The 20,534-nt window shown below is 55.3% G+C and carries 24 protein-coding genes; 18 read left to right on the top strand and 6 right to left on the bottom strand.

Features of this window, described 5'->3' with window-relative positions:
* The first annotated feature begins 79 nt into the window (after window positions 1-79).
* Window positions 80-1,174 (top strand): iron-sulfur cluster carrier protein ApbC, encoded by a 1,095-nt coding sequence (gene apbC / locus AACU78_RS19005; RefSeq protein ID WP_106577260.1) that lies wholly within the window; start codon window positions 80-82, stop codon window positions 1,172-1,174.
* Window positions 1,175-1,671: 497 nt separating this feature from the next.
* Here apbC and fdxA read toward each other — a convergent pair whose 3' ends face one another.
* The 3 genes from fdxA to AACU78_RS18990 form a co-directional block, all read right to left on the bottom strand.
* Window positions 1,672-1,995: a ferredoxin FdxA gene (fdxA, locus tag AACU78_RS19000; protein WP_003208688.1), complete on the bottom strand. Its 324-nt coding sequence runs from the start codon at window positions 1,993-1,995 to the stop codon at window positions 1,672-1,674.
* Between the two features lie 142 nt (window positions 1,996-2,137).
* Window positions 2,138-4,729 (bottom strand): DNA mismatch repair protein MutS, encoded by a 2,592-nt coding sequence (gene mutS, locus AACU78_RS18995; RefSeq protein WP_106577259.1) that lies wholly within the window; start codon window positions 4,727-4,729, stop codon window positions 2,138-2,140.
* Window positions 4,730-5,049: 320 nt separating this feature from the next.
* Entirely contained in the window at window positions 5,050-5,331 is a 282-nt protein-coding gene (locus AACU78_RS18990) for a DUF3077 domain-containing protein (protein WP_106577258.1), read from the bottom strand.
* A gap of 521 nt (window positions 5,332-5,852) precedes the next feature.
* Here AACU78_RS18990 and AACU78_RS18985 point away from each other — a divergent pair.
* Complete coding sequence (locus AACU78_RS18985) at window positions 5,853-7,595, top strand: AIPR family protein (RefSeq protein ID WP_106577257.1); 1,743 nt, start codon at window positions 5,853-5,855, stop codon at window positions 7,593-7,595.
* Window positions 7,596-8,082: 487 nt separating this feature from the next.
* Here the strand turns inward: AACU78_RS18985 and AACU78_RS18980 are convergent, their stop codons facing one another.
* From AACU78_RS18980 to AACU78_RS18970, 3 genes are all read right to left on the bottom strand, one after another.
* A complete protein-coding gene (locus tag AACU78_RS18980; RefSeq protein ID WP_106577256.1) occupies window positions 8,083-8,889 on the bottom strand; it encodes a hypothetical protein in 807 nt (268 codons plus the stop codon).
* Complete coding sequence (locus tag AACU78_RS18975; RefSeq protein WP_106577255.1) at window positions 8,886-9,275, bottom strand: hypothetical protein; 390 nt, start codon at window positions 9,273-9,275, stop codon at window positions 8,886-8,888. The genes AACU78_RS18980 and AACU78_RS18975 overlap by 4 nt, the downstream gene beginning before the upstream one ends.
* 565 nt (window positions 9,276-9,840) lie before the next feature.
* Entirely contained in the window at window positions 9,841-10,737 is an 897-nt protein-coding gene (locus tag AACU78_RS18970; RefSeq protein ID WP_106577254.1) for an RES family NAD+ phosphorylase, read from the bottom strand.
* Window positions 10,738-11,182: 445 nt separating this feature from the next.
* Between AACU78_RS18970 and AACU78_RS18965 the strand changes: the two genes are divergently transcribed.
* The 16 genes from AACU78_RS18965 to AACU78_RS18890 all read left to right on the top strand — a co-directional run bounded on the left by AACU78_RS18965 (window position 11,183) and on the right by AACU78_RS18890 (window position 20,528).
* Entirely contained in the window at window positions 11,183-11,917 is a 735-nt protein-coding gene (locus AACU78_RS18965) for a LexA family transcriptional regulator (RefSeq protein WP_106577253.1), read from the top strand.
* Window positions 11,896-12,222 carry a hypothetical protein gene (locus AACU78_RS18960; RefSeq protein WP_146151422.1) on the top strand — a complete coding sequence of 109 codons (327 nt, stop codon included), beginning with the start codon at window positions 11,896-11,898 and terminating at the stop codon, window positions 12,220-12,222. The genes AACU78_RS18965 and AACU78_RS18960 overlap by 22 nt, the downstream gene beginning before the upstream one ends.
* A 290-nt stretch (window positions 12,223-12,512) precedes the next feature.
* Window positions 12,513-12,851 carry a phage holin family protein gene (locus AACU78_RS18955; protein ID WP_106577252.1) on the top strand — a complete coding sequence of 113 codons (339 nt, stop codon included), beginning with the start codon at window positions 12,513-12,515 and terminating at the stop codon, window positions 12,849-12,851.
* Between the two features lie 23 nt (window positions 12,852-12,874).
* On the top strand, window positions 12,875-13,390 hold the full coding sequence (locus AACU78_RS18950) for a hypothetical protein (protein ID WP_106577251.1): 516 nt from the start codon (window positions 12,875-12,877) through the stop codon (window positions 13,388-13,390).
* 3 nt (window positions 13,391-13,393) lie between these two features.
* Window positions 13,394-14,005, top strand: a complete 612-nt coding sequence (locus AACU78_RS18945) for a phage baseplate assembly protein V (protein ID WP_106577250.1) — start codon at window positions 13,394-13,396, stop codon at window positions 14,003-14,005.
* Between the two features lie 9 nt (window positions 14,006-14,014).
* Window positions 14,015-14,347 (top strand): phage baseplate protein, encoded by a 333-nt coding sequence (locus tag AACU78_RS18940; protein WP_106577249.1) that lies wholly within the window; start codon window positions 14,015-14,017, stop codon window positions 14,345-14,347.
* Window positions 14,344-15,339 (top strand): baseplate J/gp47 family protein, encoded by a 996-nt coding sequence (locus AACU78_RS18935; RefSeq protein WP_106577248.1) that lies wholly within the window; start codon window positions 14,344-14,346, stop codon window positions 15,337-15,339. The genes AACU78_RS18940 and AACU78_RS18935 overlap by 4 nt, the downstream gene beginning before the upstream one ends.
* A complete protein-coding gene (locus tag AACU78_RS18930) occupies window positions 15,336-15,974 on the top strand; it encodes a phage tail protein I (protein WP_106577247.1) in 639 nt (212 codons plus the stop codon). Before AACU78_RS18935 ends, AACU78_RS18930 begins: the two co-directional genes overlap by 4 nt.
* The gene (locus AACU78_RS18925; RefSeq protein ID WP_106577246.1) at window positions 15,971-16,501 is read left to right on the top strand and encodes a hypothetical protein; all 531 of its coding nucleotides are present in this window, start codon (window positions 15,971-15,973) and stop codon (window positions 16,499-16,501) included. Before AACU78_RS18930 ends, AACU78_RS18925 begins: the two co-directional genes overlap by 4 nt.
* Window positions 16,502-16,552: 51 nt before the next feature.
* Window positions 16,553-17,395 carry a hypothetical protein gene (locus AACU78_RS18920; protein ID WP_106577245.1) on the top strand — a complete coding sequence of 281 codons (843 nt, stop codon included), beginning with the start codon at window positions 16,553-16,555 and terminating at the stop codon, window positions 17,393-17,395.
* Window positions 17,396-17,406: 11 nt separating this feature from the next.
* Entirely contained in the window at window positions 17,407-17,727 is a 321-nt protein-coding gene (locus tag AACU78_RS18915) for a tail fiber assembly protein (protein WP_256586943.1), read from the top strand.
* Window positions 17,728-17,812: 85 nt separating this feature from the next.
* The gene (locus AACU78_RS18910; protein ID WP_177410080.1) at window positions 17,813-17,986 is read left to right on the top strand and encodes a hypothetical protein; all 174 of its coding nucleotides are present in this window, start codon (window positions 17,813-17,815) and stop codon (window positions 17,984-17,986) included.
* Between the two features lie 2 nt (window positions 17,987-17,988).
* Window positions 17,989-19,155: a phage tail protein gene (locus tag AACU78_RS18905; RefSeq protein WP_106577244.1), complete on the top strand. Its 1,167-nt coding sequence runs from the start codon at window positions 17,989-17,991 to the stop codon at window positions 19,153-19,155.
* On the top strand, window positions 19,155-19,661 hold the full coding sequence (locus AACU78_RS18900) for a phage major tail tube protein (protein ID WP_106577243.1): 507 nt from the start codon (window positions 19,155-19,157) through the stop codon (window positions 19,659-19,661). The genes AACU78_RS18905 and AACU78_RS18900 overlap by 1 nt, the downstream gene beginning before the upstream one ends.
* Window positions 19,662-19,833: 172 nt before the next feature.
* Window positions 19,834-20,406 carry a phage tail assembly protein gene (locus AACU78_RS18895; RefSeq protein ID WP_106577242.1) on the top strand — a complete coding sequence of 191 codons (573 nt, stop codon included), beginning with the start codon at window positions 19,834-19,836 and terminating at the stop codon, window positions 20,404-20,406.
* Window positions 20,403-20,528 (top strand): hypothetical protein, encoded by a 126-nt coding sequence (locus tag AACU78_RS18890; protein WP_017844653.1) that lies wholly within the window; start codon window positions 20,403-20,405, stop codon window positions 20,526-20,528. The genes AACU78_RS18895 and AACU78_RS18890 overlap by 4 nt, the downstream gene beginning before the upstream one ends.
* Window positions 20,529-20,534: the final 6 nt, after the last annotated feature.

The raw sequence follows: 20,534 nt of genomic DNA, 5'->3' as shown, positions 1-20,534 counted from the left end.
GCGCGAAAGCATGCCGCTTGGCGGCTGGAACGGTTAGGATAGCCGCCTGTTTCAGTCAGTCTTTTTTCGGGAGTAGCCCATGAGCGCCGTCAATCGCGCAGCGGTGGAAGCCGTTCTTCGCCAATACACCGACCCCTATTTGAACCAGGACCCGGTCAGCGCCGGCTGTGTACGCGCCATCGACGTCCAGGGCGACCAGGTCTCGGTCCAGATGGAGCTGGGTTATGCCGCCGGCCTGTTCAAGAGCGGTTGGGCGCAGATGCTGCAAATGGCCATCGAGGGTCTCGACGGTGTGCGTTCGGCCAAGGTCGACATCCAGTGCGTGATCGCCGCGCACAAGGCCCAGGCGCAGATTCCGGGTTTGGCCAACGTCAAGAACGTGGTCGCCGTGGCATCCGGCAAGGGCGGCGTAGGTAAATCCACCACGGCCGCCAACCTTGCACTGGCGCTGGCCCGCGAGGGGGCCCGCGTTGGCATTCTCGACGCCGACATTTATGGCCCAAGCCAAGGTGTGATGTTTGGTATCGCCGAAGGCACTCGCCCCAAGGTCAAGGATCAGAAGTGGTTCGTGCCGATTGAATCGATGGGCGTCGAGGTCATGTCCATGGCCTTCCTCACCGATGACAACACGCCGATGGTGTGGCGCGGGCCGATGGTGTCCGGCGCCTTGCTGCAATTGGTCACTCAGACCGCCTGGGGCGACCTGGATTACCTGGTGATCGACATGCCGCCAGGCACCGGCGACATTCAGCTGACCCTGGCGCAGAAAGTCCCGGTGGCCGGCTCGGTGATCGTGACCACGCCCCAGGATCTGGCGCTGCTTGATGCGAGAAAAGGCGTCGAGATGTTCCGCAAGGTCAACATCCCGGTGCTGGGCGTCGTGGAAAACATGGCGGTGCACATCTGCTCCAATTGCGGGCATGCCGAGCACCTGTTCGGCGAAGGCGGCGGTGAGAAGCTGGCCACGCAATACGGCGTTGAAGTGCTGGCTTCATTGCCGCTGGCGATGGAGATTCGTGAACAGGCGGATGGCGGCAAGCCGACCGTGGCGGCTGAGCCCGATGGGCAGATCGCTATGATCTATCAGGAGTTGGCCCGTCATGTAGGCGCGCGCATCGTCCTGCAGGAAGCGGCCGCGCCGGCAATGCCGACGATTACGTTCAGCGACGACTGATCAGCCTGAAGGAAAAGAAGCCTCGACAGTGTCGGGGCTTTTTCTTGTCCGCAGGAAGGTCAACCGGGCGCTGTTGCGCTTTTACGCATTTGCGCGTGTAAGCATTCACTTACTTTTTCGTAAGTGTTTGGGTTTTTTACCGGACGTGGACATCTCGAAATGGCGAGAGACTTTTCTATCTTATTGAAATATAACAATTATTTATTGTTGTTTTAGCGATGAAGCTCTTCAGCCCAGCCGTTGGATCCCGTTGAACTTCCCTTGGAACTCTTTAAGATCAGCCCTGTGTCCACGGATTGACACAGCCATCAAGGAACGATGGTTGAAGGAACGTCGCAGGATGCGATTCATCAGGATGATGAAAAAGGAATACAGGGACTAGGGAAAAAATGTGGGCGGGTCATACCGCCCCTTTTTTTGCCTGCAGAAAAGTGAAACCTGCCCTGCAGAAACGCAAAAAGGCCCGCAAGGGGCCTTTTTTATTGGGCGGCGGCGCTTTAGCGCTCGAGGTCTGCAATCTTGCCTTTTTTGCCATCCCACTCCGCTGCATCCGGCATCGGATCCTTGCGTTCGGTGATATTGGGCCAGATTTCCGCCAATTCGACGTTCAACTGAATGAATTCCTGCATCTCTGCCGGGACTTCGTCCTCGGAGAAAATAGCGACGGCCGGGCATTCTGGTTCACACAGGGCGCAGTCGATGCACTCATCCGGATGGATAACCAGGAAGTTCGGGCCTTCGTAGAAGCAGTCCACCGGACACACTTCGACGCAGTCGGTGTACTTGCACTTGATGCAGTTGTCGGTAACGACGAAGGTCATTTCTAATTCTCTCCTCAGGCGGCGGCAGCGAAACCCCTTGTGGTGGGGCTCGCGAGGTTCGGGAGCGATAGTCTGCAGGCCAGGCTAAAAGCCCGCAGCATCCCAAACCGCGCGAGATTCTATCAGCTTGCAAGCGTCTGCGTTAGACCCGTGTCTTTAGTGCATAGAGCATTTCCAGCGCTTTGCGCGGCGTCATGTCGTCCAGGTCCAGCTTGGCCAACTCATCCAGGACAGGGTGAGGCAGGCTGGCGAACATGTCGCTCTGGTGCGGCGCAGCGGGTTTGCTGCTGGCTTTTTTCGGGCTTGCCACCACGGTTTCATGGGGCAAGGCCGTGGTTTCCAGGCGGCTGAGGTGCTCGCGAGCGCGGGTGATCACATCGCCCGGTACACCGGCCAATTGCGCCACGGCCAGGCCGTAACTCTGGCTCGCCGGCCCTGGCAGCACGTGGTGCAGAAACACGATACGTTCGTTGTGCTCAGTGGCATTGAGATGCACGTTGGCCACCAGCGGCTCGCTTTCCGGCAGCACGGTCAGCTCGAAATAGTGCGTGGCGAACAGGGTATAGGCGCGCAGATGCGCCAATCGCTCGGCTGCCGCCCAGGCCAGCGACAGCCCGTCGAAGGTGCTGGTGCCGCGGCCGACTTCGTCCATCAGCACCAAACTGCGCTCGGTCGCGTTGTGGAGGATGTTGGCGGTTTCGCTCATTTCCACCATAAAGGTCGAACGGCCACCGGCCAGGTCATCGCTGGAGCCGATCCGCGTGAAAATGCGGTCGACCAGCGACAGCTCGCAACTGGCTGCCGGTACAAAACTGCCGATATGCGCCAGCAGCACGATCAACGCGGTCTGGCGCATGTAGGTGGATTTACCGCCCATGTTCGGACCGGTGATCACCAGCATGCGGGTGTCGTCATCCAGCGACAGGTCGTTGGCGACGAACGGCGTGGTCAACACCTGCTCCACCACCGGGTGACGACCCTGCACGATGCGCATGCACGGCTCGCTGACAAACCGCGGGCAGTTCAAATCAAGGTTCAGCGCGCGCTCGGCCAGGTTGCTCAACACATCCAGCTCCGCCAGGGCGGCGGCGGTGTCCTGCAGCGGCGCCAGGCGGCTGATCAAGTCTTCGAGCAGCGCTTCATAGAGCATTTTCTCGCGCGCCAGAGCGCGACTTTTGGCCGACAGCGCCTTGTCTTCAAACTCTTTCAGCTCCGGCGTAATGAAACGCTCGGCACCTTTAAGGGTTTGACGACGCTGATAGTCGATCGGCGCCGACTCGGCCTGCTTGCTCGGCAACTCAATAAAGTAGCCGTGCACGCGGTTGTAACCGACCTTCAAGTTGGCCAGGCCGGTGCGGGCCTTTTCGCGGGCTTCCAGATCAATCAGGAACTGCCCGGCGTTTTCGCTCAGCGACTGCAGTTCATCCAGCTCGGTGTCGTAACCGGTTTTCAGCACGCCGCCGTCACGGATGATGGCCGGCGGGTTGTCGATAATGGCTTTTTCCAGCAGCGCCGCGAGGTCCGGGTATGTGCCGGCGGTCACGGCCAGTTGTTGCAAGTGCGCAGTGTCCAGCTCGGTCATCGCCACTTGCAGCTGCGGCAGGGCGCTCAAGGCATCGCGCAGACGCGCCAAGTCACGCGGCCGCGCATTACGCAGGCCAATCCGCGCCAGGATGCGCTCGATATCGCCGATTTCCTTCAGCCGCGGCTGCAGCTTTTCAAAACGATAGCCATCCAGCAGGCAGGTAATAGAGGTTTGGCGCGCTTGCAGCACGCTCAGGTCGCGCAGCGGACGGTTCAGCCAGCGGGTCAGCAAGCGGCTGCCCATGGCGGTCTGGCAACGGTCCACCACCGATTGCAGCGTGTTATCGCGGCCACCGGCCAGGTTGGTGTCCAGCTCCAGGTTGCGACGGCTGGCGCCATCGAGCACCACGGTGTCGTCCAGGCGCTCGTGGCGCAGGCTGCGCAAATGCGGCAGGGCGGTGCGCTGGGTTTCCTTGGCATAACCGAGCAGGCAACCGGCGGCGCCGATGGCCAGGGTCAGGGTTTCGCAGCCGAAGCCTTTGAGGTCTTGCACCGAGAACTGTTGGCACAGACTTTTCAGCGCCGAATCACGCTCAAAATCCCACGGCGCACGACGCTTGGTCCCACGACGCTTTTCTGCCGGCAAGTCCTTGGGCCAATCATCCGGAATCAACAACTCCACCGGGTTGATACGCTCCAGCTCCGCCAGCAGGTTCTCCCAGCCCTTGATCTCCAACACGCTGAAATTGCCGCTGGTGATATCCAGCACCGACAGGCCGAACAAACGCTCATCGCCCAACACCGCTGCGATCAAGTTATCGCGACGCTCATCCAGCAACGCCTCATCACTCACCGTACCCGGCGTAATAATGCGCACCACCTGACGTTCAACCGGCCCCTTGCTGGTCGCCGGGTCGCCGATCTGCTCACAGATCACCACCGACTCGCCCAGCTTCACCAGCTTAACCAGGTAGCCTTCCAACGAATGGTAAGGAATCCCACACATCGGAATCGACTGCCCCGCCGACTGCCCGCGCGCGGTCAAAGTGATGTCCAGCAACTTGGCAGCCTTCTTCGCGTCTTCGTAGAAGATCTCGTAGAAGTCGCCCATGCGATAGAACATCAACTGATCAGGGTGCTGGTTTTTCAGACGCCAGTACTGCTGCATCATCGGCGTGTGGGAAGACAGATCGGACGTGTTTTTACTCATTGGATAGTAGGCAAATTCGTTGAAAGTGATGGGGCAAAGGGGGCGCGTGGTCCAGTGTCGATCAGTTAAAAGTGCGGACGTCCAAACACAGCAGGTCAAAGGTGGGAGCTGTAGCTCGACAGCTCCCACATTTATCTTCGGTGTCTGCCCAATCGTGGGCGCACAACTGATCGGCATCGGGCGCTTGGCCCAGCATTTGTTGCGATGGGCGCAAGGTTAACACGTGAAGTCGGCCCTTCGCAGGTCGCAAACGACCAGGTAAAACACAAAAAAGGGCGGCACCTTTATATAAGCGCCGCCCTTTTTTACGGTTGCCCGATTTACTGAATGTTACCGGGCGAATCCAACACCTTCACCACATCATCCACCACCGCTTTCGCCATCTCCTGCAAGTAATGCGACGCCCAGGCGTAACGGTCCGTCTCCTTGGTCATCGCCGCATCTTCTGCGAGCTGCTTGGCAACGTGGAGGAGGTCGGAGGCGTGGTGCAAGGCTTCGTGCAGGGAAACACCGCTGTTGACGCGGAATAAAGGTTGGTCGGAGTGGAAGGAGAAGGGCGTGACGCCGAGGGTGGTTAATGCAGACGGATTTGTAGCGGTCATCGGTAAAACTCCCATATCAGTTGAGAGCTACCACGTTCGTTATCAGGCGAATTGGGTGGCAGCTGTGCGCAGGCTGATAAACCGGAGATACAGGAACCCGGCAGACCCGAAGGTCTCCCACGCACAGCCGCCATTGCACGAATTGTGAGGCGAAAAAAAACGCCTGCAAATCGAGTTTTGGGGGCGCTTGGTGCGCCTGCATCTTGCCGGGTTATCAGGCCCGATCGCTGAATTGGCAGCGACGGAGGGGAGGGTAGCGTGGTGGTGGGGTGGGCGCAACTGGGAAAAAGGGGGGAGCCTCTTTGCTTTGCCAGTTGCCAGCGGACCCATGCGGAAGGATATGCCCCGCAAATGATCACCTAACGATAAGAGCCCTGATCAGTGGCTTAAAGGTGAAGGCAGCTTTCGGCCAGAACCGGCCGGTGGACAGGTAGATGGCAAAATAGTAGCTTGGGGCAGTAGCTACGGCATTTGGGATTAGATGACCGTACTGAGAGTAATTATCCAGCCAAGGAAGCCCAATGCATCGCATCGTCAATTCCCATTTGAAAAATTTTGTTAAAAGTTTTGGATTTGAATCTGATCCGCAGGATCAACAATTTGAATACTTTTGCAATTATGCAGTGTTGTACTCGCGATGTGCATCTGGTTTTGATCTAGACGATTTGACCACCGGAGTTGGGGATGACGGAGTTGACGGGGTAGCAATTATACTTGATGAAGAAATTATAATATCTGATGAAGACGCACGATCAGCATTTCAGACTGATCGTAAAAATCATGATATGGAAGTAGTTTTTGTTCAGGCTAAAACTTCTGACGGGTTCGATCTTGGTGACTTTCTAAAATTCAAAGAATCTATATTGCGTTTTCTAAATGAGGACCCTTACCTAGCGACTGACACAGTTCAGAGAAACGCAAGGAGTGTATTTGACGAGTGTATCGGAAACGTCCCTAAGATTCGTAATGGCAAACCCCGTCTGACTGCACGTTTTATCACCACTGGGAACTATCTTGCCCCAAGAGAGTTTGCTAGCGCAATTGCTGCCTTTGAAAAACAAATTAGTGATTTAGGGTATTTTTCTGAAGCGGATATAAAGTGCTTTGGCCGTAATGAGTTGACTGAGCTTTGGGTGGCTACTTATTCTGGCATTACAGCGCAACTTCCTCTTTTTGGTTCTGCACCGCTTCCGACGATTGCTGGCATTGAAGAAGCCTATTTGGTAGTTGCGCGCGCTGTAGACGTCGTAGCCAATTTATTAGTTGCAGAAGACGGCAGCCTTCGAACTCAAGTTTTTGAAGAAAATGTGCGCGCATATTTAGGCGGAGATAACATAGTTAACCAGTCGATTGCTGATACACTTAATAACAGCGTCACATCAACCCGCTTCCCAGTACTAAATAACGGAATAACAATTGTCAGCCCGGATATTCGCTTGCAAGGCAACGTTTTGCATCTGGAGAACTTTCAAATTGTAAATGGCTGCCAGACCTCTAATATTCTCTATGAGAACAGAGGCAGATATGATGACAAGGTGATGGTTACACTCAAGGTGATTGAAACTTCCAGCGAGGATGTATTCTCAGAGTTGGTTAGGGCGACAAATAGTCAGTCTAAAGTTGATGAGACTCAATTTCTAACACTTCGCCCTATAATAAAGCGTGTTGAGCAGTTATTTAATTCGTTTGAGGGTCAGGACGGACGCCTTTACTTTGAACGGAGAGAAAAACAGTACTTCGGGAAAGAGGTGCCTGCCATTCGTACCTTCAATATTAATACTGTTGCCAAATGTGTGGCTTCGATGTTCTGTCATCGTCCTGATTTGGCTTATCGTTATCCTAAGAAAATGTATGAAAGCCTTTCCGGCATTATGTTCGACGAAGAAAACAAGGAGATTATTTTCTATGCGTCGTGCTTGGTGTTGTATCGCTTGCACTTGTATGTTGCCAGCAGTAACGTCCCTCAAAATATGAGAAGATTCAAATGGCATATTCTCGTTTTAGTGTGTGTGATTATTGCTGGCAAAGACAAACCTTCTCTCAAGTCAAAAAAAATGGAAGCTTACTGCCAGAAAGTTATTGATAAACTGACCAAGCCAGGTGAGCAGGCACTAGCGCCATTTAAACAAGCAGTAGATATATTGGAGACGTTGGGAGAGATTTCAGACGACAGGCTTAAAAGGCAGATTGTCCTTGAAGAAATGCTTGCAGCAATACCTGATCCAATACCGGCTAAAAAATCTAAACGTAAGGTTAAAACTTGAACTTTTAATGGAGTGTTTTTATAAGCTCTCTCGCCTCAATGACTAATCGTTATAGAAATGGCTCTATGCACTTTTTATTAGTGCATAGAATGGCACCTGAACGCCACTTATTTCCAGTAACTTGAGCGACTGCTTTTGGCCGATTCCGTTGAAAAAGTCGGCTTCGAATTCCACACCAGAAAAGTACGCGCCTGAGATTGAAAATCTGAATTTTTGGCAGAAGGTTCAGTATTCGGATTTCACGTGGCAGCAGGCAACAGAGGTGTTTTCATCCATCCATATTCGAGTGTTTTGGGAAAGCCGACTTTTTCAACACAATCGGCCGATTGCCGCCGCTCCACGGCCCGACTCCAATTCAACGATTCATAGCTTGGCATACGCAGCTTCAAAATCATGGGAGGAATAGGGGCAGACTATCATTATTGAAAACGTGGTCTGCCCCCTATTCTTCACCTCGAATCTAAACGAGTGATCACTGGGTCTTTAACTAAACAAGCAGACCTTCCCACTCATTGTTCAGCGAGAAACGGAGCCAGACCTTTTCATTGGCTTTCACATAAAATCCGGCCCATGAATTTTCTTTGTCAAATTCAATTTTTACATTGTCGCTGGCACTAATAATCAGGCCGCAGAAGTCGCCAGCAGCCTCAAATAGAATATCGACTTTATCACTCACCCTTACTACGTAAGCAAGTTGCCTTAGCTCAACATCGTATAAGTAAGGGCCTCCGTAGCTTTTGTTTATTCTAGGGTTGAGCGAAGAATTTAGTCTTGGGTTTATAGCTGAGTTTAGTCTTGGGTTGATAGCGGAATTTAGCTTGTAGTTCAATGCGGAGTTTAGTTTTGGGTTGATGGCAGAATTTAACTTTGGGTTTAGGGTGGAGTTCAACTTTGGGTTGATTGATGAGTTGGTTTTTGGATTGATTAAAGAGTTTAGTCGTGGATTAATGGTCGGATTTAGCTTGGGGTTGTACGCGTTATTCGTGCGGGGATTGTTGCTTGCAAAAAAGGTGGTTGCTTTGGCTGGCTGCGACATCGATGCTACGTCTAGAAGCAATAGGAACTCGTCTCCCCAATCCGTACCTATGGTGAAAAATATTCTGCCAGCGTCAGTGTCAAACTTTGCGCTATATACATCCTCCTCGAGTATAGCAATATTATAATTTTCGCTCGAGATAAAGGCTGTCATGTCGGTATTTTCTGCTTCAGAGACGAACGCAGATAGTTTGCCTAAAGCATCCTTGCTCAGTGTTGCCAGTTTCTGGCTGAAATCAGGGCTGACCAAGACTTTCATTTAAGCACCTTTTTTAATTCTTCCATCGCCTGCTCCAGTTGGCCTACATTACCGGAACGAATTAGTTCTTTGTAGCGATCAGCCGCCTCTGGTAAACACTTACTTCGTACGTAGGCAACACAGTAGTCAGTGTCAAGAAAACGTGAAATTTCGCGCTCGTGCAGGTAGTTAGCCCTGTTGTAAATAAACGTGCACAGCCCAAAAAACAACAGGGCATAAAAGCTGTTCGCTTTGTAAAACAGCGCCCAGACGATTATGGAATTTTGGGTGATTTCAGTGACAAAAACCCCTGAAAGCACCCCCGCCAAGAGAGGAAGCACAAAAGCGAATACGGTTTTCCAGCCCGGCGACTCAAGAACGCGACCCTGCAAATCTTTCAATTTCATCTAGGCCCCATAAAAGCCGTTATTTTGAGCCGATAAGTATGCTGACTGAATTTCGTCAATGAGTTCCCGCTAGTTTAGCCGACGAGGCGGGTTCTGCTCGCCATCGCACAATGAGCAAGAACGCTACGGGATCGGTAACGATCTGTCTACCGCAGCCGTTGTCCTGCGGGGTAGGAGCAATGCCTCAGTTAATCTTCGACCGCACAGCGGTGAACGCTAGGATTAATCAGACACATATCCGTCGATTGACCCTTATCTTCCGGTCCCCGCGACCGGCTGCTGTGGTGGTTTGTCTTCAGCCATCTAAGTCTGCTCCTAGCCGATAGCAGCCGATAGCCAAATTGTTGTGCCAGCCCAACGTATCTTACCTTTATCCCTTCCGGAATCGGCCGATGTCCTCTAGGATCCGCTTCACCCAATTAACCCAGAGATCACTTCGACGCGTTGCGGATTTTTGGGATATCGCACCAGTATGTTCCGGCAGGTGGGGGAGGTCGGTATCATTGACTTCCTCGCGCCGCACTGGTCCAGTTTCGTGTTTAAGTAAATAACCTCCAGCTCCATTTTATTCATTATTCTGACCCAGGCTTCGAAATTCAACAGGTCGCCATAACGGACTAAGTGACAAGCGGGACTCCTCTTTTGCATGCTCTACTGCCCACGTGAGGTCACCGTTGGCGTGGATACCATTGACTTGGGAAATGTCCGAAAGGCGGTAATAACCGGCTGCCAGATGTTCTGCTCTAGCTTGTGTGATCGATTCCAATCCAAAAAAATTCCAGAATCTGTCTCTACGGACCGCGAGATTTATACCCGCTAGCTGCAATCGACTGGGGTACATGATCGCGTCAATAGCGGGAATTTTATTAAAAATTTCTTGAGACACTAACGAACTCAGACGATAGTCCTCCCCTTGCGAGGTAACCAACTCGTACAAAAATGCATTCGTTATCACTAACGACCTTCCTTGGTCCAACGGAAGTCTATTCACCATATCGCCTAGCCTCTTCGCCGCCTCATCTTTGATCAGAGTTCCGAAGCCTCTCCTGAGAATCAACATCAGCTCGCCGATGGGAAGTACCCTCATTGATTCGCCGGGGATAACATCAAACCTAGCCAAAGCGACGTGACCGTCGATGATCCTCGTTTCGCTCAGGGCCGTTTCCCGTGCCGATGCTAGATAGATAACCGGATGACCATCCACACTTATTCGGCCAGGAGCGGCCGGCCTGTTTTCTGGCCATACCACTTCAGAGACTGAATTTAAATAAGTGGCCGAGCGCAGCGCTCGCACGCGATTAAATACTCCGCCAGGCCAGTTGACACTCATGATCGGGTGTATGGAGATCAACTCTTTCACGAATGCTGCCTGCTCTGCATGTGGCATAACAGAGAAACTCTTAATTCGGTCGCTCAGTAAGTCGATGTCCATCGGGGGATGTACTTCAGCAAGCGTTGGCATTAAAACTCCTGAGGATTACGAGATTACGCACGGAAGATGTCTTGGAAAAGTGATAGCAGCGACTTTAGCAAGTCGTTACAGGCGACAGTAGCGTTGTCGTTGCATTGCAACGGCCCTTGCAGCGTATGTCCAGTGAGCGGTCGCCCCACGATAGTGGCTATTGCAGAGCGAAGTGCGGAATGGTGTCGGCATATTTCTCGCGAGAAGACGCTTTTTCGGGTGCCTGGAAAGTCGCTAAAGTGGGGCTTTTGACCGGCCACTTCTGGCCGAAAGCTGGCCCGCAATGAACGTCCGCTTTTGGCCGATAGCAGCCTCTCAGACTTTGAAAATGACGAGTGCTTAGGCCCCATTACTTACCGACGTGTTGGATTACGTTTTCTGACTTTGCATAAATTATGCAAATTAGCATTTGCCAACCCCCAAAACACCCGGCACTATCCGCGTTATGCAAAAACGCAACGTTTCTACCGTCTTAAGAGAACTGCTGGACCGCGACCGGATCTCCCCCACGGAGCTTCACCGGCGTACCGGCGTGCCTCAATCCACACTCTCGCGGATCCTCAGCGGCAAGATCGTTGATCCGTCGGACAAGCACATCTCGCGCATCGCCGAGTATTTTCGCGTCAGCACCGACCACTTGCGCGGGCGCGCGGCGGCGGGGGTTTTGCGCGATGACGGGCGCGACCCGATGCATTCGGAACTCAAGGACATAAGCCTGTGGGATGACGACACGCCCGTTAATGATGACGAGGTGTCGATCCCCTTTCTGCGCGAGGTTGAATTGGCTGCTGGATCAGGAAGATTCGTCATCGAGGAAAGCGAGAAGGCCAGCTTGCGGTTCGGCAAGCGCAGCCTGCGGCATAACGGTGTGCAGTTTGATCAGGCCAAGTGTGTGACGGTGCGCGGCAACAGTATGTTGCCGGTGCTGCGCGACGGCGCCACGGTCGGGGTGAACGCAGGCAAGAGTGGCATTGGCGACATCGTCGATGGCGACTTGTATGCCATCAACCATAATGGCCAGTTGCGGGTGAAACAGCTCTACCGCCTGCCTTCCGGGATTCGTCTGCGCAGTTTCAATCGCGATGAGCACCCGGATGAGGACTACAGTTTCCAGGATATCCAGGATGAGCAGATCAGCATCCTCGGCCATGTATTCTGGTGGGGCATGTACGCCCGTTAACCTCCTTACGTAAGACAGAGCCCGCCAGTGCGCGGGCTTTTTTTCGTCTGCAAAAAACCGGCAAACCCTTCACCCGCAAGGCTGAAAATGCATCCGTGCATTTCTCACAGAAAAATAAATGCATTTGTGCATTGACTGTATATGCATACATGCATATTCTTCATCTCAAGCCAGCCAACAAGGTGGTGGAGGCGGCAAGGATGCTGCCAAGGAAGACAAGGAAGGCACGCAACATCGGCAAGGACGCCATCGAAGCGATGGCAGGGATGCCAGGCAACACCGGCAAGGATGCCGACGCTCTTTAGTTTCAACGCTTCAAAAACAGGCAGCGATGAACCGGCCTAATAACGGTTCAGAGGGTTGGCAACTGACCCGGGTGTGCAGCGTAAAGCACCAGAAGCAGTTATCCGGCAGACAGGGATCGTGGTCGGAAAAACATCTTAGGAAAGGTCCGTACCGCGCCAGTAGCGCCGAAAGACCGAATCTGGACCGCATTACTGAAAAGCCCGGGCGACCGGGCTTTTTGGAATGCCTACCTATCGAAGCATTTGTAAATGAAAAACGGACTATCTATTGCTCAGCCAGGAGGCGTGACATGACAAATGAACAGCAAGCGTTAGCGGAAATGCCTATCTGGCTGGTCATCGTATTGGCAGTGATCGGCGGGGTATCCGGCGAAATGTGGCGCGCCGACAAAGAGGGCGCACGGGGTTGGTCGCTGATCCGCCGTCTGGCCCTGCGCTCCGGGGCCTGCATGGTGTGCGGCGTTTCAGCGCTGATGCTGTGCTACGCCGCCGGCATGTCGATCTGGACGGCCGGCGCCATCGGTTGCCTGACTGCCATGGCCGGTGCCGATGTAGCCATCGGCCTGTATGAGCGGTGGGCGGCCAAGCGCATCGGGATCAACGAAAACTCCCGTCAGGACCCGCAGTAACTGTTGCAAGGACGCTACTTAAAATGACGCTCATCGAAAAGCCCTCTCAACTGCCCCTCGCCATTGGCGAAGCGCTAAAAGCGGCCTTCCCGGACTTGAAGGTCGGCAATCACCAAGACTTTAACGGCGCCGGGGACAAAACCGGCGTACTGATTACTGTCGAGGGCAATGGCCCCGGCATTCGCTCTCGCGAAGGGCGCAAGGCTCACGCGTTGACCCTTTCGCTCAAGGCCATGGTTGCGCCCGGGGCATTGCCATTTGATGCCTGCGACCTGGCCAGCCAACTTATGGACCTGGTGCTGGATAACCGCTGGAAGCTGCCGCAGGCACAGTGTGATTTGCCGATGAATATCGTCGCCGCGCCGTCTGTGCGCACCACGGCGGAAACGGACTACGACACCTGGACCGTTTCCTTCACCCAAACCCTTTACTTGGGACCTGTATTACTCACCGATCCCACAGGCCAACCGCTGTTCGCCCGCACCTGGGAAGTCTCGAACATCAACGACCCCGATCAATACAAACCACTGGCGGAGTAGCCCATGTTCGACGCGCTGTTACGCATGCAACTGGGGCCGATCGTCGAGCGCCTGGTGGAAATGGAAACCCAGCTTGAAGACCTTTACCGACGTGCCGAAAGCTTCTGCCGCATTGGCGTGTGTCAGGAGGTCGACGCCGCCAGCAGTACCTGCAAGGTCAGCCACGGTGAGTTGCTCACGCCGGCCATCCGCTTTTTCAACCCCAGCGCCGGTGCACAGACTGAAACACGCATTCCGTCCGTGGGCGAACAATGCCTATTGCTCAACTACGGCGGCGGCGAAGGCGGCGGCCAGTCTGTGGCCTTGTTCGGCCTGAACAGTAGTCAGTTTCCGCCGGTCTCCAGCGTTGCCAGCTTGACCCGGCGCCGCCATCGGGACGGCACTCAAAGCGACTACGATGACGCCAGCCACACGTTCAACTGGGTCAACGGCCCCACCACATTTACCGGCTCCCGCGAACAGGTCGACATCAAGGTCGGCGCCGCCAGCCTAACCATGAGCGCCCAGGGCATCACCCTGCAAATCGGCGGCACCAGCCTGTTGCTCGATGCTGGCGGCGCACACTTCAGCGGCCCCGTAGTGGACCACCAAGGACGCGTCATCAGCCCCCGATAAGGACACCGCATGATCGGAATTGACAGGAACACCGGGGCAGCCGTCGATGACTGGCTGCAATTCGTGCAGCGCGCCACCCGAGCGCTGACCACCCCCGTGGGCACTCGCCAAAAACGCCCGCTGTACGGCTCGCAGATCCCGCAACTGCTCGGCCAGAACCTCGGCGACGACCTGCTGATCCTCGCCCAAAGCCACGCCGCCCAAGCGTTCTATAACGCGCAGAACGGCATCGGCGACTTCCAACCCCAGGTCATCGTCGCAACCCGCCAAGGCGCGGGCCTGCTGCTGCGCTTTGCCGGCACCTGGAAAAATCGCCAACAATCCTTTGAGGTCGTGACATGAGCATGCTGATCCCCGGCCAGAACCAACTGGCGGAACCGGCCATCATCGCGGTGGATGAGTTCGAACCGTTGCTGGCCGAATTCAAGGCGTTTGTTGTCGATTACGTCGCCACCCGAGCGCCGCAAAGTGCGGCCAAACTCAGGGCCAGCCTCGACAATGAAAGCGAGCTGCTGACCCTGGCGCTGGAAGCGTTTTGTGTGCGGCTGCAAACCCACGAGCGCAAATACAACGCGCGCATCAAACAGATGCTGGCGTGGTGGGCCACCGGCAGCAATTTGGATGCACGCCTGGCCGATATGGGCCTGGAACGCCAGGTACTCGATCCCGGCGACCCGGCGGCGTTTCCGCCCGTGCCGCCAACATTGGAGAGCGATGACGACGCTCGCCTGCGTTACTACCTGGCGCCCCATGCTCCGGCCGCAGGTTCGCGAATGCAGTATCGGCGTGAGGTTTTCACTCTAGGCGAGCGGCCGTCGGTGAAGGTGCAAAGCGCGACGCCAGGTGTGGTAACCGTCAGCTACACCTTTGATCCGGACGGCTATGCGGCCCAGGTCAAAGATGGCAACGGGCGTCGAACAGCGCCCGGCGAAGTCATGGTCACCGTGCTTTCCCGTGAGGGCGACGGCACGCCGTCTGCCGATTTGCTTGACGGCGTTCGTCGCCATTTCGCACGGCCGGATGTGCGGCCGGAGACGGACCTAGTGAGCGTGCAAAGTGCGCAAATCCTTCCCTACAAAATCCGCGTGGTCGCCAAGATCAACGCCGGCCCGGATTCGGGGCTTACACAAGTCGCCGCTCAAAAGCTGCTGCAAGACTATGCAGAGTCCTGTCATCGCCTGGAAGGGCGGGTGGACCCGAGCTGGATTGATTATGCGATTCACAGCGCCGGCGCTGCGCAACTGCAGATCCTTGAACCGCTGCAGCCGATCATCGGTACCGCGTTCCAGGCACCGTATTGCACGGCGGTTGAGGTGGAGGTGCGCACGCTATGAGTGAGCCCAAAACGAGTTTGTTACCTGCCAACAGCTCACCCCTGGAAAAAGCCCTGGACCTGGGCTTCGGACAGTTGCTCGACCGGGTTTTTCCACCGTTTCCGGCGTTGATGAACCCACTGCAAACGCCTGCCGAATTTCTTCCTTACCTTGCTGCCGACCGCGGGGTGAGCGAATGGGATGCTGACGCCAGCGAAGCTGAAAAGCGTCTCACCGTGGCGTTGTCCTGGCAGATCCAACGCCAGGCGGGTACACCCAAGGCGTTGAGTCATGCGGTGGAGTCGCTGGGGTTCACCCCCAATATCAGCGCGTGGTATCAGCAGCAGCCGTTGAGCCTGCCTTACACCTTCGATGTGCAAGCGATCATCGGGCGCAGTTGGTCCAGTGGTGACCACAACCGCTTGATTCGCCGTATCAATGCGGCGAAGAGCGAGCGGGATCAGGCGACCATCACCATCGTGCATGAAACCGAAGGTCGGCTTGCGTTCACTCAAGTCCTCGACGCCCCTTTAAGCGACGGCGAGTTGTGTCTGAACGGGGCGCTGCCGGAGTTGGCGTTGGTTGCGCGACTTAACAGTGCCGGGGTGGCCCAGCACTACACCATTAACGACTACGACCTCAGGGCGCAGCCATGACAGATGACATTACGCGCCTGGTGCGCTTCACCTCCAAAGGTTTGGATGAAGTGCTGCAGGCAAAGAACCAGGGTTTGAAAGGCGAAATTACCCACATCGGCGCCGGTACCGGCCGCTACAACCCAGACGGCACGGAAGTGGCCTTGCGTGATGAACGCCAGCGTGTCGCCATTGTGGATTATGAGGACTTGGGCGACCGGCAACTCAGGATGGCCGCGCTGTTTGATGGCGAGGCCGAATATGAGATTGGCGAGTTTGGTTTTTATCTCGCCAGTGGGACCTTGCTGGCGATTTACTCGGTGGCGGGAAAGTTGCTGACTTATAAAGCGTCTGCGACTCGAGTGCTTCAACGATTTACGTTAGATATTTCGCCATTGCCGACGGACAGTGTGACGGTTGTAGTAGGTAATGAAAATCTTAATGTCTTGATGGCTGGGGAGTTCGCGCAGCTCGCCGCAGCGAGTATTGATAACATGGCGCGGCATGTGGGGGTTTTGTTTCGGGTCATGAGCGTAGAACTTAAATAGTCCTCGCCTTTGGGTACTGGAAAAAACGACGTTTTACAAGGAGTGTAAAAGATGAGTTTGGAAACGGTAATCGCCGGCCTGGTGTCGGCATGCAATGCACTAACGGATACGGTAAGTAAAAAGATATCCTTAATCGACCAGAAAGTAGTTGCGGCAACTGAGCAGGTTCCAGCGGCTGTTCGAGCAGAAGTTAACAAGGTTCTGTATGTCGACTCCTCCAGTGGCCTGGACACCAATAGCGGTCTCACTTCGGATAAGCCACTTAAAACCATTGCTGCTGCAGTTGGCAGGGTCATGTTGTGCGGCTCAGCCACAATTTTCCTACGGCGTGGAAAGGTCTATGAGGTAGGTCGGGGCTTGGGTGGAACCAATGTTGACAATATGTCGCTTCTATTCATCCCGTATGGGACAGAAGCGTCTAAACCCATCGTTCGTGGCGCGCTGATGCGATTTCCTGATTCGAATGTCTACATATGTGGTGGTTTTTCCGCTATCACGGAAATGTCGATTAAGTTCACCGACTGCCGAATAGAAACCGGCTTGGCGAATGGCGTTTCGCAATGGGGCCCTGATTACGGCGGCTTGTTTTCTCGCGATGGGGGGGCCGGCGAAAGTGTGAGCTTTAAGTTGTGTTTTCATAAGTGTGAGGTCGTGGTTCAGGACGTTCCATTGTTCACTACGTACTACGGTTTTATTCAGCTAAGCCTCGCGCAGACGACCATTAGTAAAGGCGGCGCCCAGACGACAATCATCAATGTCGGTGTGCCGAAAATGGTTGATATCAGTACCGTGTCTATTGTCGGTTTCGGCTCCGGTGCGACACTTGATAGTTTGCTTACCTTGTCGCCAGGTTCTTACACGGCCCGCCAGGCATATACAACTATTTCCGCATAAGGAGCGTTTAAATGAGAACAGTGAATTACAAGGGCTCGATATACGTCAATCCAGATGCAGAGAGTTTGGAAGGGATTGGTTTGTCGGCTGAAGATGCAGCTGAGGTTATGGCACAACTGATGAGTAACGAAGCCATGCAGCGTCGAGACGAACTGTTGCAAGTCGCGGCGATACGTATCGCCCCCCTGTTGGATGCACAAGACTTGGGGAAGGCAACCGATGACGAGGTGGCACGGCTGCAAGCCTGGAAGCTGTATCGAATTGAATTGAACCGTATCGATAAGCAGGAAGGTTTTCCGGCCTTAATCAATTGGCCTGTAGCGCCAATCTAGGGACTGACATGACCGCGAAAGCGGTTTTTTTTCGCCCAATGAATCCCCCGCTTAATGGGCTTTTTGCATCTGGAGAAATTTACACATGGCCAACCGCCAAACCTACACCGTCCTCATCCCATTCCCCATCGGAGGTGGCCACTGGTCCACCGCCGGCGAAGAACTGGAACTGCTCGACGTCGAAGCATCCGCCCTGCGCACCGCCGGCCGCCTGGAACTGACCAGCGTCCTTAACTCCACCCCCAAGAAGGCTGACTAACCATGGCTGAGGTTCTGAACTTCGAGCACAACGGCATCACCGTGAATGCCACTGAATCCCCCGAGGCCATGGGTGGCCTTGGCGATAACGTCATCGGCCTGGTCGGCACTGCGCCGAATGCCCACGCGTCGATCCCGAAAAACGCGCCGTTCCGCATCAACAGCTTCACCACCCAAGCGCTGCTGGACCCCACCGGCGCAGAGTCGGGCACGCTGTTCCAGGCCGTCTACCAGATCCTCAAAGTGGTGAAGGTGCCGGTCTACGTGGTGATCGTGGAGGAGGGCGCAACCCCGGCCGACACCCTCAACAATGTGATCGGCGGCAACGAGCCGACCACTGGCCGCAAACTGGGCCTGGCTGCCCTGAGCAGCGTCCCTGAAGACCTGACCATCATCGGCGCCCCTGGCTTCACCGGCACCAAAGCCGTGGCCGGTGAGTTCGCGTCTTTCGGCAAGCGCATCAAGGCCCGTGTGGTACTGGATGGCAAGGATGCTTCGGTTGCTGACCAAGTGACCTACAGCGGCGAGCTGGGCGGGGCCGACCTCGGTTTCGACCGTTGCCTGCTGGTGCACAACATGCCGTCGGTGTACTCCAAGGCGGCGAAAAAGAACGTGTTCCTGTCGCCATCGTCGCTGGCCATCGCTGCACTGGCCAAGGTCAAGCAGTGGGAAAGCCCAGGCAACCAGGTGACGTTCGCTGAGGACGTTTCCCGCGTGGTCGAGTACAACATCCTCGACACCTCCACCGAAGGCGACCTGCTCAACCGCTACGGCGTGAGCTACTACGCGCGCACCATCCTTGGCGGTTTTTCGCTGCTGGGTAACCGCTCCATCACCGGCAAGTTCATCAGCTACGTCGGCCTGGAAGATGCGATCAGCCGCAAGCTGGTCAAGGCCGGCCAGAAAGCCATGGCCAAGAACCTCACCAAGTCCTTCATGGACCAGGAGGTCAAGCGCATCAACGACTGGCTGCAAACCCTGGTCGCCGACGAAACCATCCCCGGCGGCAGCGTGTACCTGCACCCGGAGCTCAACAGTGTCGAGAAGTACAAGAACGGTACCTGGTTCATCGTCATCGACTACGGCCGCTATGCGCCGAATGAACACATGATTTACCAACTCAATGCCCGCGATGAAATCATCGAGCAGTTCCTGGAGGACGTTCTCTAATGTTTACCAACCGTGTAAGACAGGCCATTGCGGCCACCCTTCAAGGCCTGCCGTTGTCCGCGACGGTAGAAGAGTTCACCCCGCCGAAGATCGAATTCGACATGGAATCCATGTCCGGCGGGCGCTTCATCGCCGAAGAAATGGCCAAGAGCGGCAAGGTGCTCAATGCCAAGTTGGTTCTGCAAGGTGCCGGGCCGGAAATCATGCTGGCCCTGGGCGTGCGTCAGGGCGACGATATTCTGCTGAACGTGCGTGAAGCCGGTCAGGACCAGGATGGCAAGACCTATTTCACCTACCACACCGTCGGCGGCAAACTTAAATCCCTGGAGGAGGCGAAGCTGAAGATGGGCGACAAGGCCACTACCACTCTGGAGCTGTCCTGCCGCACCTACAACCGTCTGGAAAACGGCATTCCGGTGATCGACATCGACGTGCGTACCCAGAAGTTCATGCTCAACGGTGTCGACATTCTCGGCGATGCGCGCCGCGCTGTGCTGATGCCTTAAGAGCGACGGTGCTCTGAAGTGAGCACGATCACTGTGGGAGCTGGCTTGCCTGCGATGCAGGCGACTCGGTTTATCAGGTGCTGCGCGGTGATGCCATCGCGGGCAAGCCCGGCTCCCACATTGACGGCGCTCATCCTGAGATTTCAACAACGCTTAAACAAGGAATTACCCCATGGCCTGGATGCCACCGCTGCACATTCTGCTGTCTCCGATCACCGCCGACACTGGCGCGACGATCCAGCAGATTCAACTCAAGCCGCTGTTCTACGCCGCGCAAAAAGCTGCACTCGCCCGGGCCGGTGATGACGAGGACGACCAGTTTTTTGAACTGGCAAAACTCGCCACCGGCCTGTCGGAAAAAGAACTCGATCAGCTCAAGCGCCCGGACTACGTGAGCATTGCTCAGTACGTGCACGAAATGTCGACGCGCCCAGCGTCGTTCTTCCTCGGCGAACGCGATGAGCCGTCGCAGCAGGAACAGGTGCACCTGCTGCTGCCCCTCGATGCCGCCGGCCGCAACCTGACCGCACTGAGCCTGGAAATGCCTGCCCTGCGTGCCACCAAGGCCATGAAGAAACTCGCCACCAACAAAGAACGCGCCGAATTCATCACCGCTCACTGCACCGGCCTGATGATCCCTGACCTGGCCGGGCTGACCGTTCCCGACTGGACGGAACTGCAGGAGCGCATCGACGATTTTTTAAACAAACCGGCGGACTTCTTTCGGAGCGCGACATCGAAGTGATCCTCGATGTGGTGCCACTGATTTACTCGGTCAATGAGGCGGAGATCCTCGACTGGGACGCCGGAAAAGCATTGCGCCGCTACGACATCGCGATCACTCGCCTTGGCGTCAAACAGGAGTAGAGCGGT

This window comes from Pseudomonas sp. R9.37, from assembly GCF_963878885.1.
Taxonomy (GTDB): domain Bacteria; phylum Pseudomonadota; class Gammaproteobacteria; order Pseudomonadales; family Pseudomonadaceae; genus Aquipseudomonas.
This window is presented reverse-complemented; position numbering and strand designations above follow the sequence as displayed.

Excerpts from the sequence above, each read along its gene's own strand:
- AACU78_RS18940 (WP_106577249.1), top strand. The coding sequence starts at position 14,015 with ATGATCGGAATTGACAGGAACACCGGGGCAGCCGTCGATGACTGGCTG.
- fdxA (WP_003208688.1), bottom strand. The coding sequence starts at position 1,995 with ATGACCTTCGTCGTTACCGACAACTGCATCAAGTGCAAGTACACCGAC.
- AACU78_RS18980 (WP_106577256.1), bottom strand. The coding sequence starts at position 8,889 with ATGAAAGTCTTGGTCAGCCCTGATTTCAGCCAGAAACTGGCAACACTG.
- AACU78_RS18910 (WP_177410080.1), top strand. The coding sequence starts at position 17,813 with ATGGCCAACCGCCAAACCTACACCGTCCTCATCCCATTCCCCATCGGA.
- AACU78_RS18975 (WP_106577255.1), bottom strand. The coding sequence starts at position 9,275 with ATGAAATTGAAAGATTTGCAGGGTCGCGTTCTTGAGTCGCCGGGCTGG.
- AACU78_RS18915 (WP_256586943.1), top strand. The coding sequence starts at position 17,407 with ATGAGAACAGTGAATTACAAGGGCTCGATATACGTCAATCCAGATGCA.
- AACU78_RS18950 (WP_106577251.1), top strand. The coding sequence starts at position 12,875 with ATGACGCTCATCGAAAAGCCCTCTCAACTGCCCCTCGCCATTGGCGAA.
- mutS (WP_106577259.1), bottom strand. The coding sequence starts at position 4,729 with ATGAGTAAAAACACGTCCGATCTGTCTTCCCACACGCCGATGATGCAG.
- AACU78_RS18930 (WP_106577247.1), top strand. The coding sequence starts at position 15,336 with ATGAGTGAGCCCAAAACGAGTTTGTTACCTGCCAACAGCTCACCCCTG.
- AACU78_RS18965 (WP_106577253.1), top strand. The coding sequence starts at position 11,183 with ATGCAAAAACGCAACGTTTCTACCGTCTTAAGAGAACTGCTGGACCGC.
- AACU78_RS18900 (WP_106577243.1), top strand. The coding sequence starts at position 19,155 with ATGTTTACCAACCGTGTAAGACAGGCCATTGCGGCCACCCTTCAAGGC.
- AACU78_RS18955 (WP_106577252.1), top strand. The coding sequence starts at position 12,513 with ATGACAAATGAACAGCAAGCGTTAGCGGAAATGCCTATCTGGCTGGTC.
- AACU78_RS18990 (WP_106577258.1), bottom strand. The coding sequence starts at position 5,331 with ATGACCGCTACAAATCCGTCTGCATTAACCACCCTCGGCGTCACGCCC.
- AACU78_RS18925 (WP_106577246.1), top strand. The coding sequence starts at position 15,971 with ATGACAGATGACATTACGCGCCTGGTGCGCTTCACCTCCAAAGGTTTG.
- AACU78_RS18920 (WP_106577245.1), top strand. The coding sequence starts at position 16,553 with ATGAGTTTGGAAACGGTAATCGCCGGCCTGGTGTCGGCATGCAATGCA.
- AACU78_RS18945 (WP_106577250.1), top strand. The coding sequence starts at position 13,394 with ATGTTCGACGCGCTGTTACGCATGCAACTGGGGCCGATCGTCGAGCGC.
- AACU78_RS18970 (WP_106577254.1), bottom strand. The coding sequence starts at position 10,737 with ATGCCAACGCTTGCTGAAGTACATCCCCCGATGGACATCGACTTACTG.
- AACU78_RS18985 (WP_106577257.1), top strand. The coding sequence starts at position 5,853 with ATGCATCGCATCGTCAATTCCCATTTGAAAAATTTTGTTAAAAGTTTT.
- AACU78_RS18895 (WP_106577242.1), top strand. The coding sequence starts at position 19,834 with ATGGCCTGGATGCCACCGCTGCACATTCTGCTGTCTCCGATCACCGCC.
- AACU78_RS18935 (WP_106577248.1), top strand. The coding sequence starts at position 14,344 with ATGAGCATGCTGATCCCCGGCCAGAACCAACTGGCGGAACCGGCCATC.
- apbC (WP_106577260.1), top strand. The coding sequence starts at position 80 with ATGAGCGCCGTCAATCGCGCAGCGGTGGAAGCCGTTCTTCGCCAATAC.
- AACU78_RS18905 (WP_106577244.1), top strand. The coding sequence starts at position 17,989 with ATGGCTGAGGTTCTGAACTTCGAGCACAACGGCATCACCGTGAATGCC.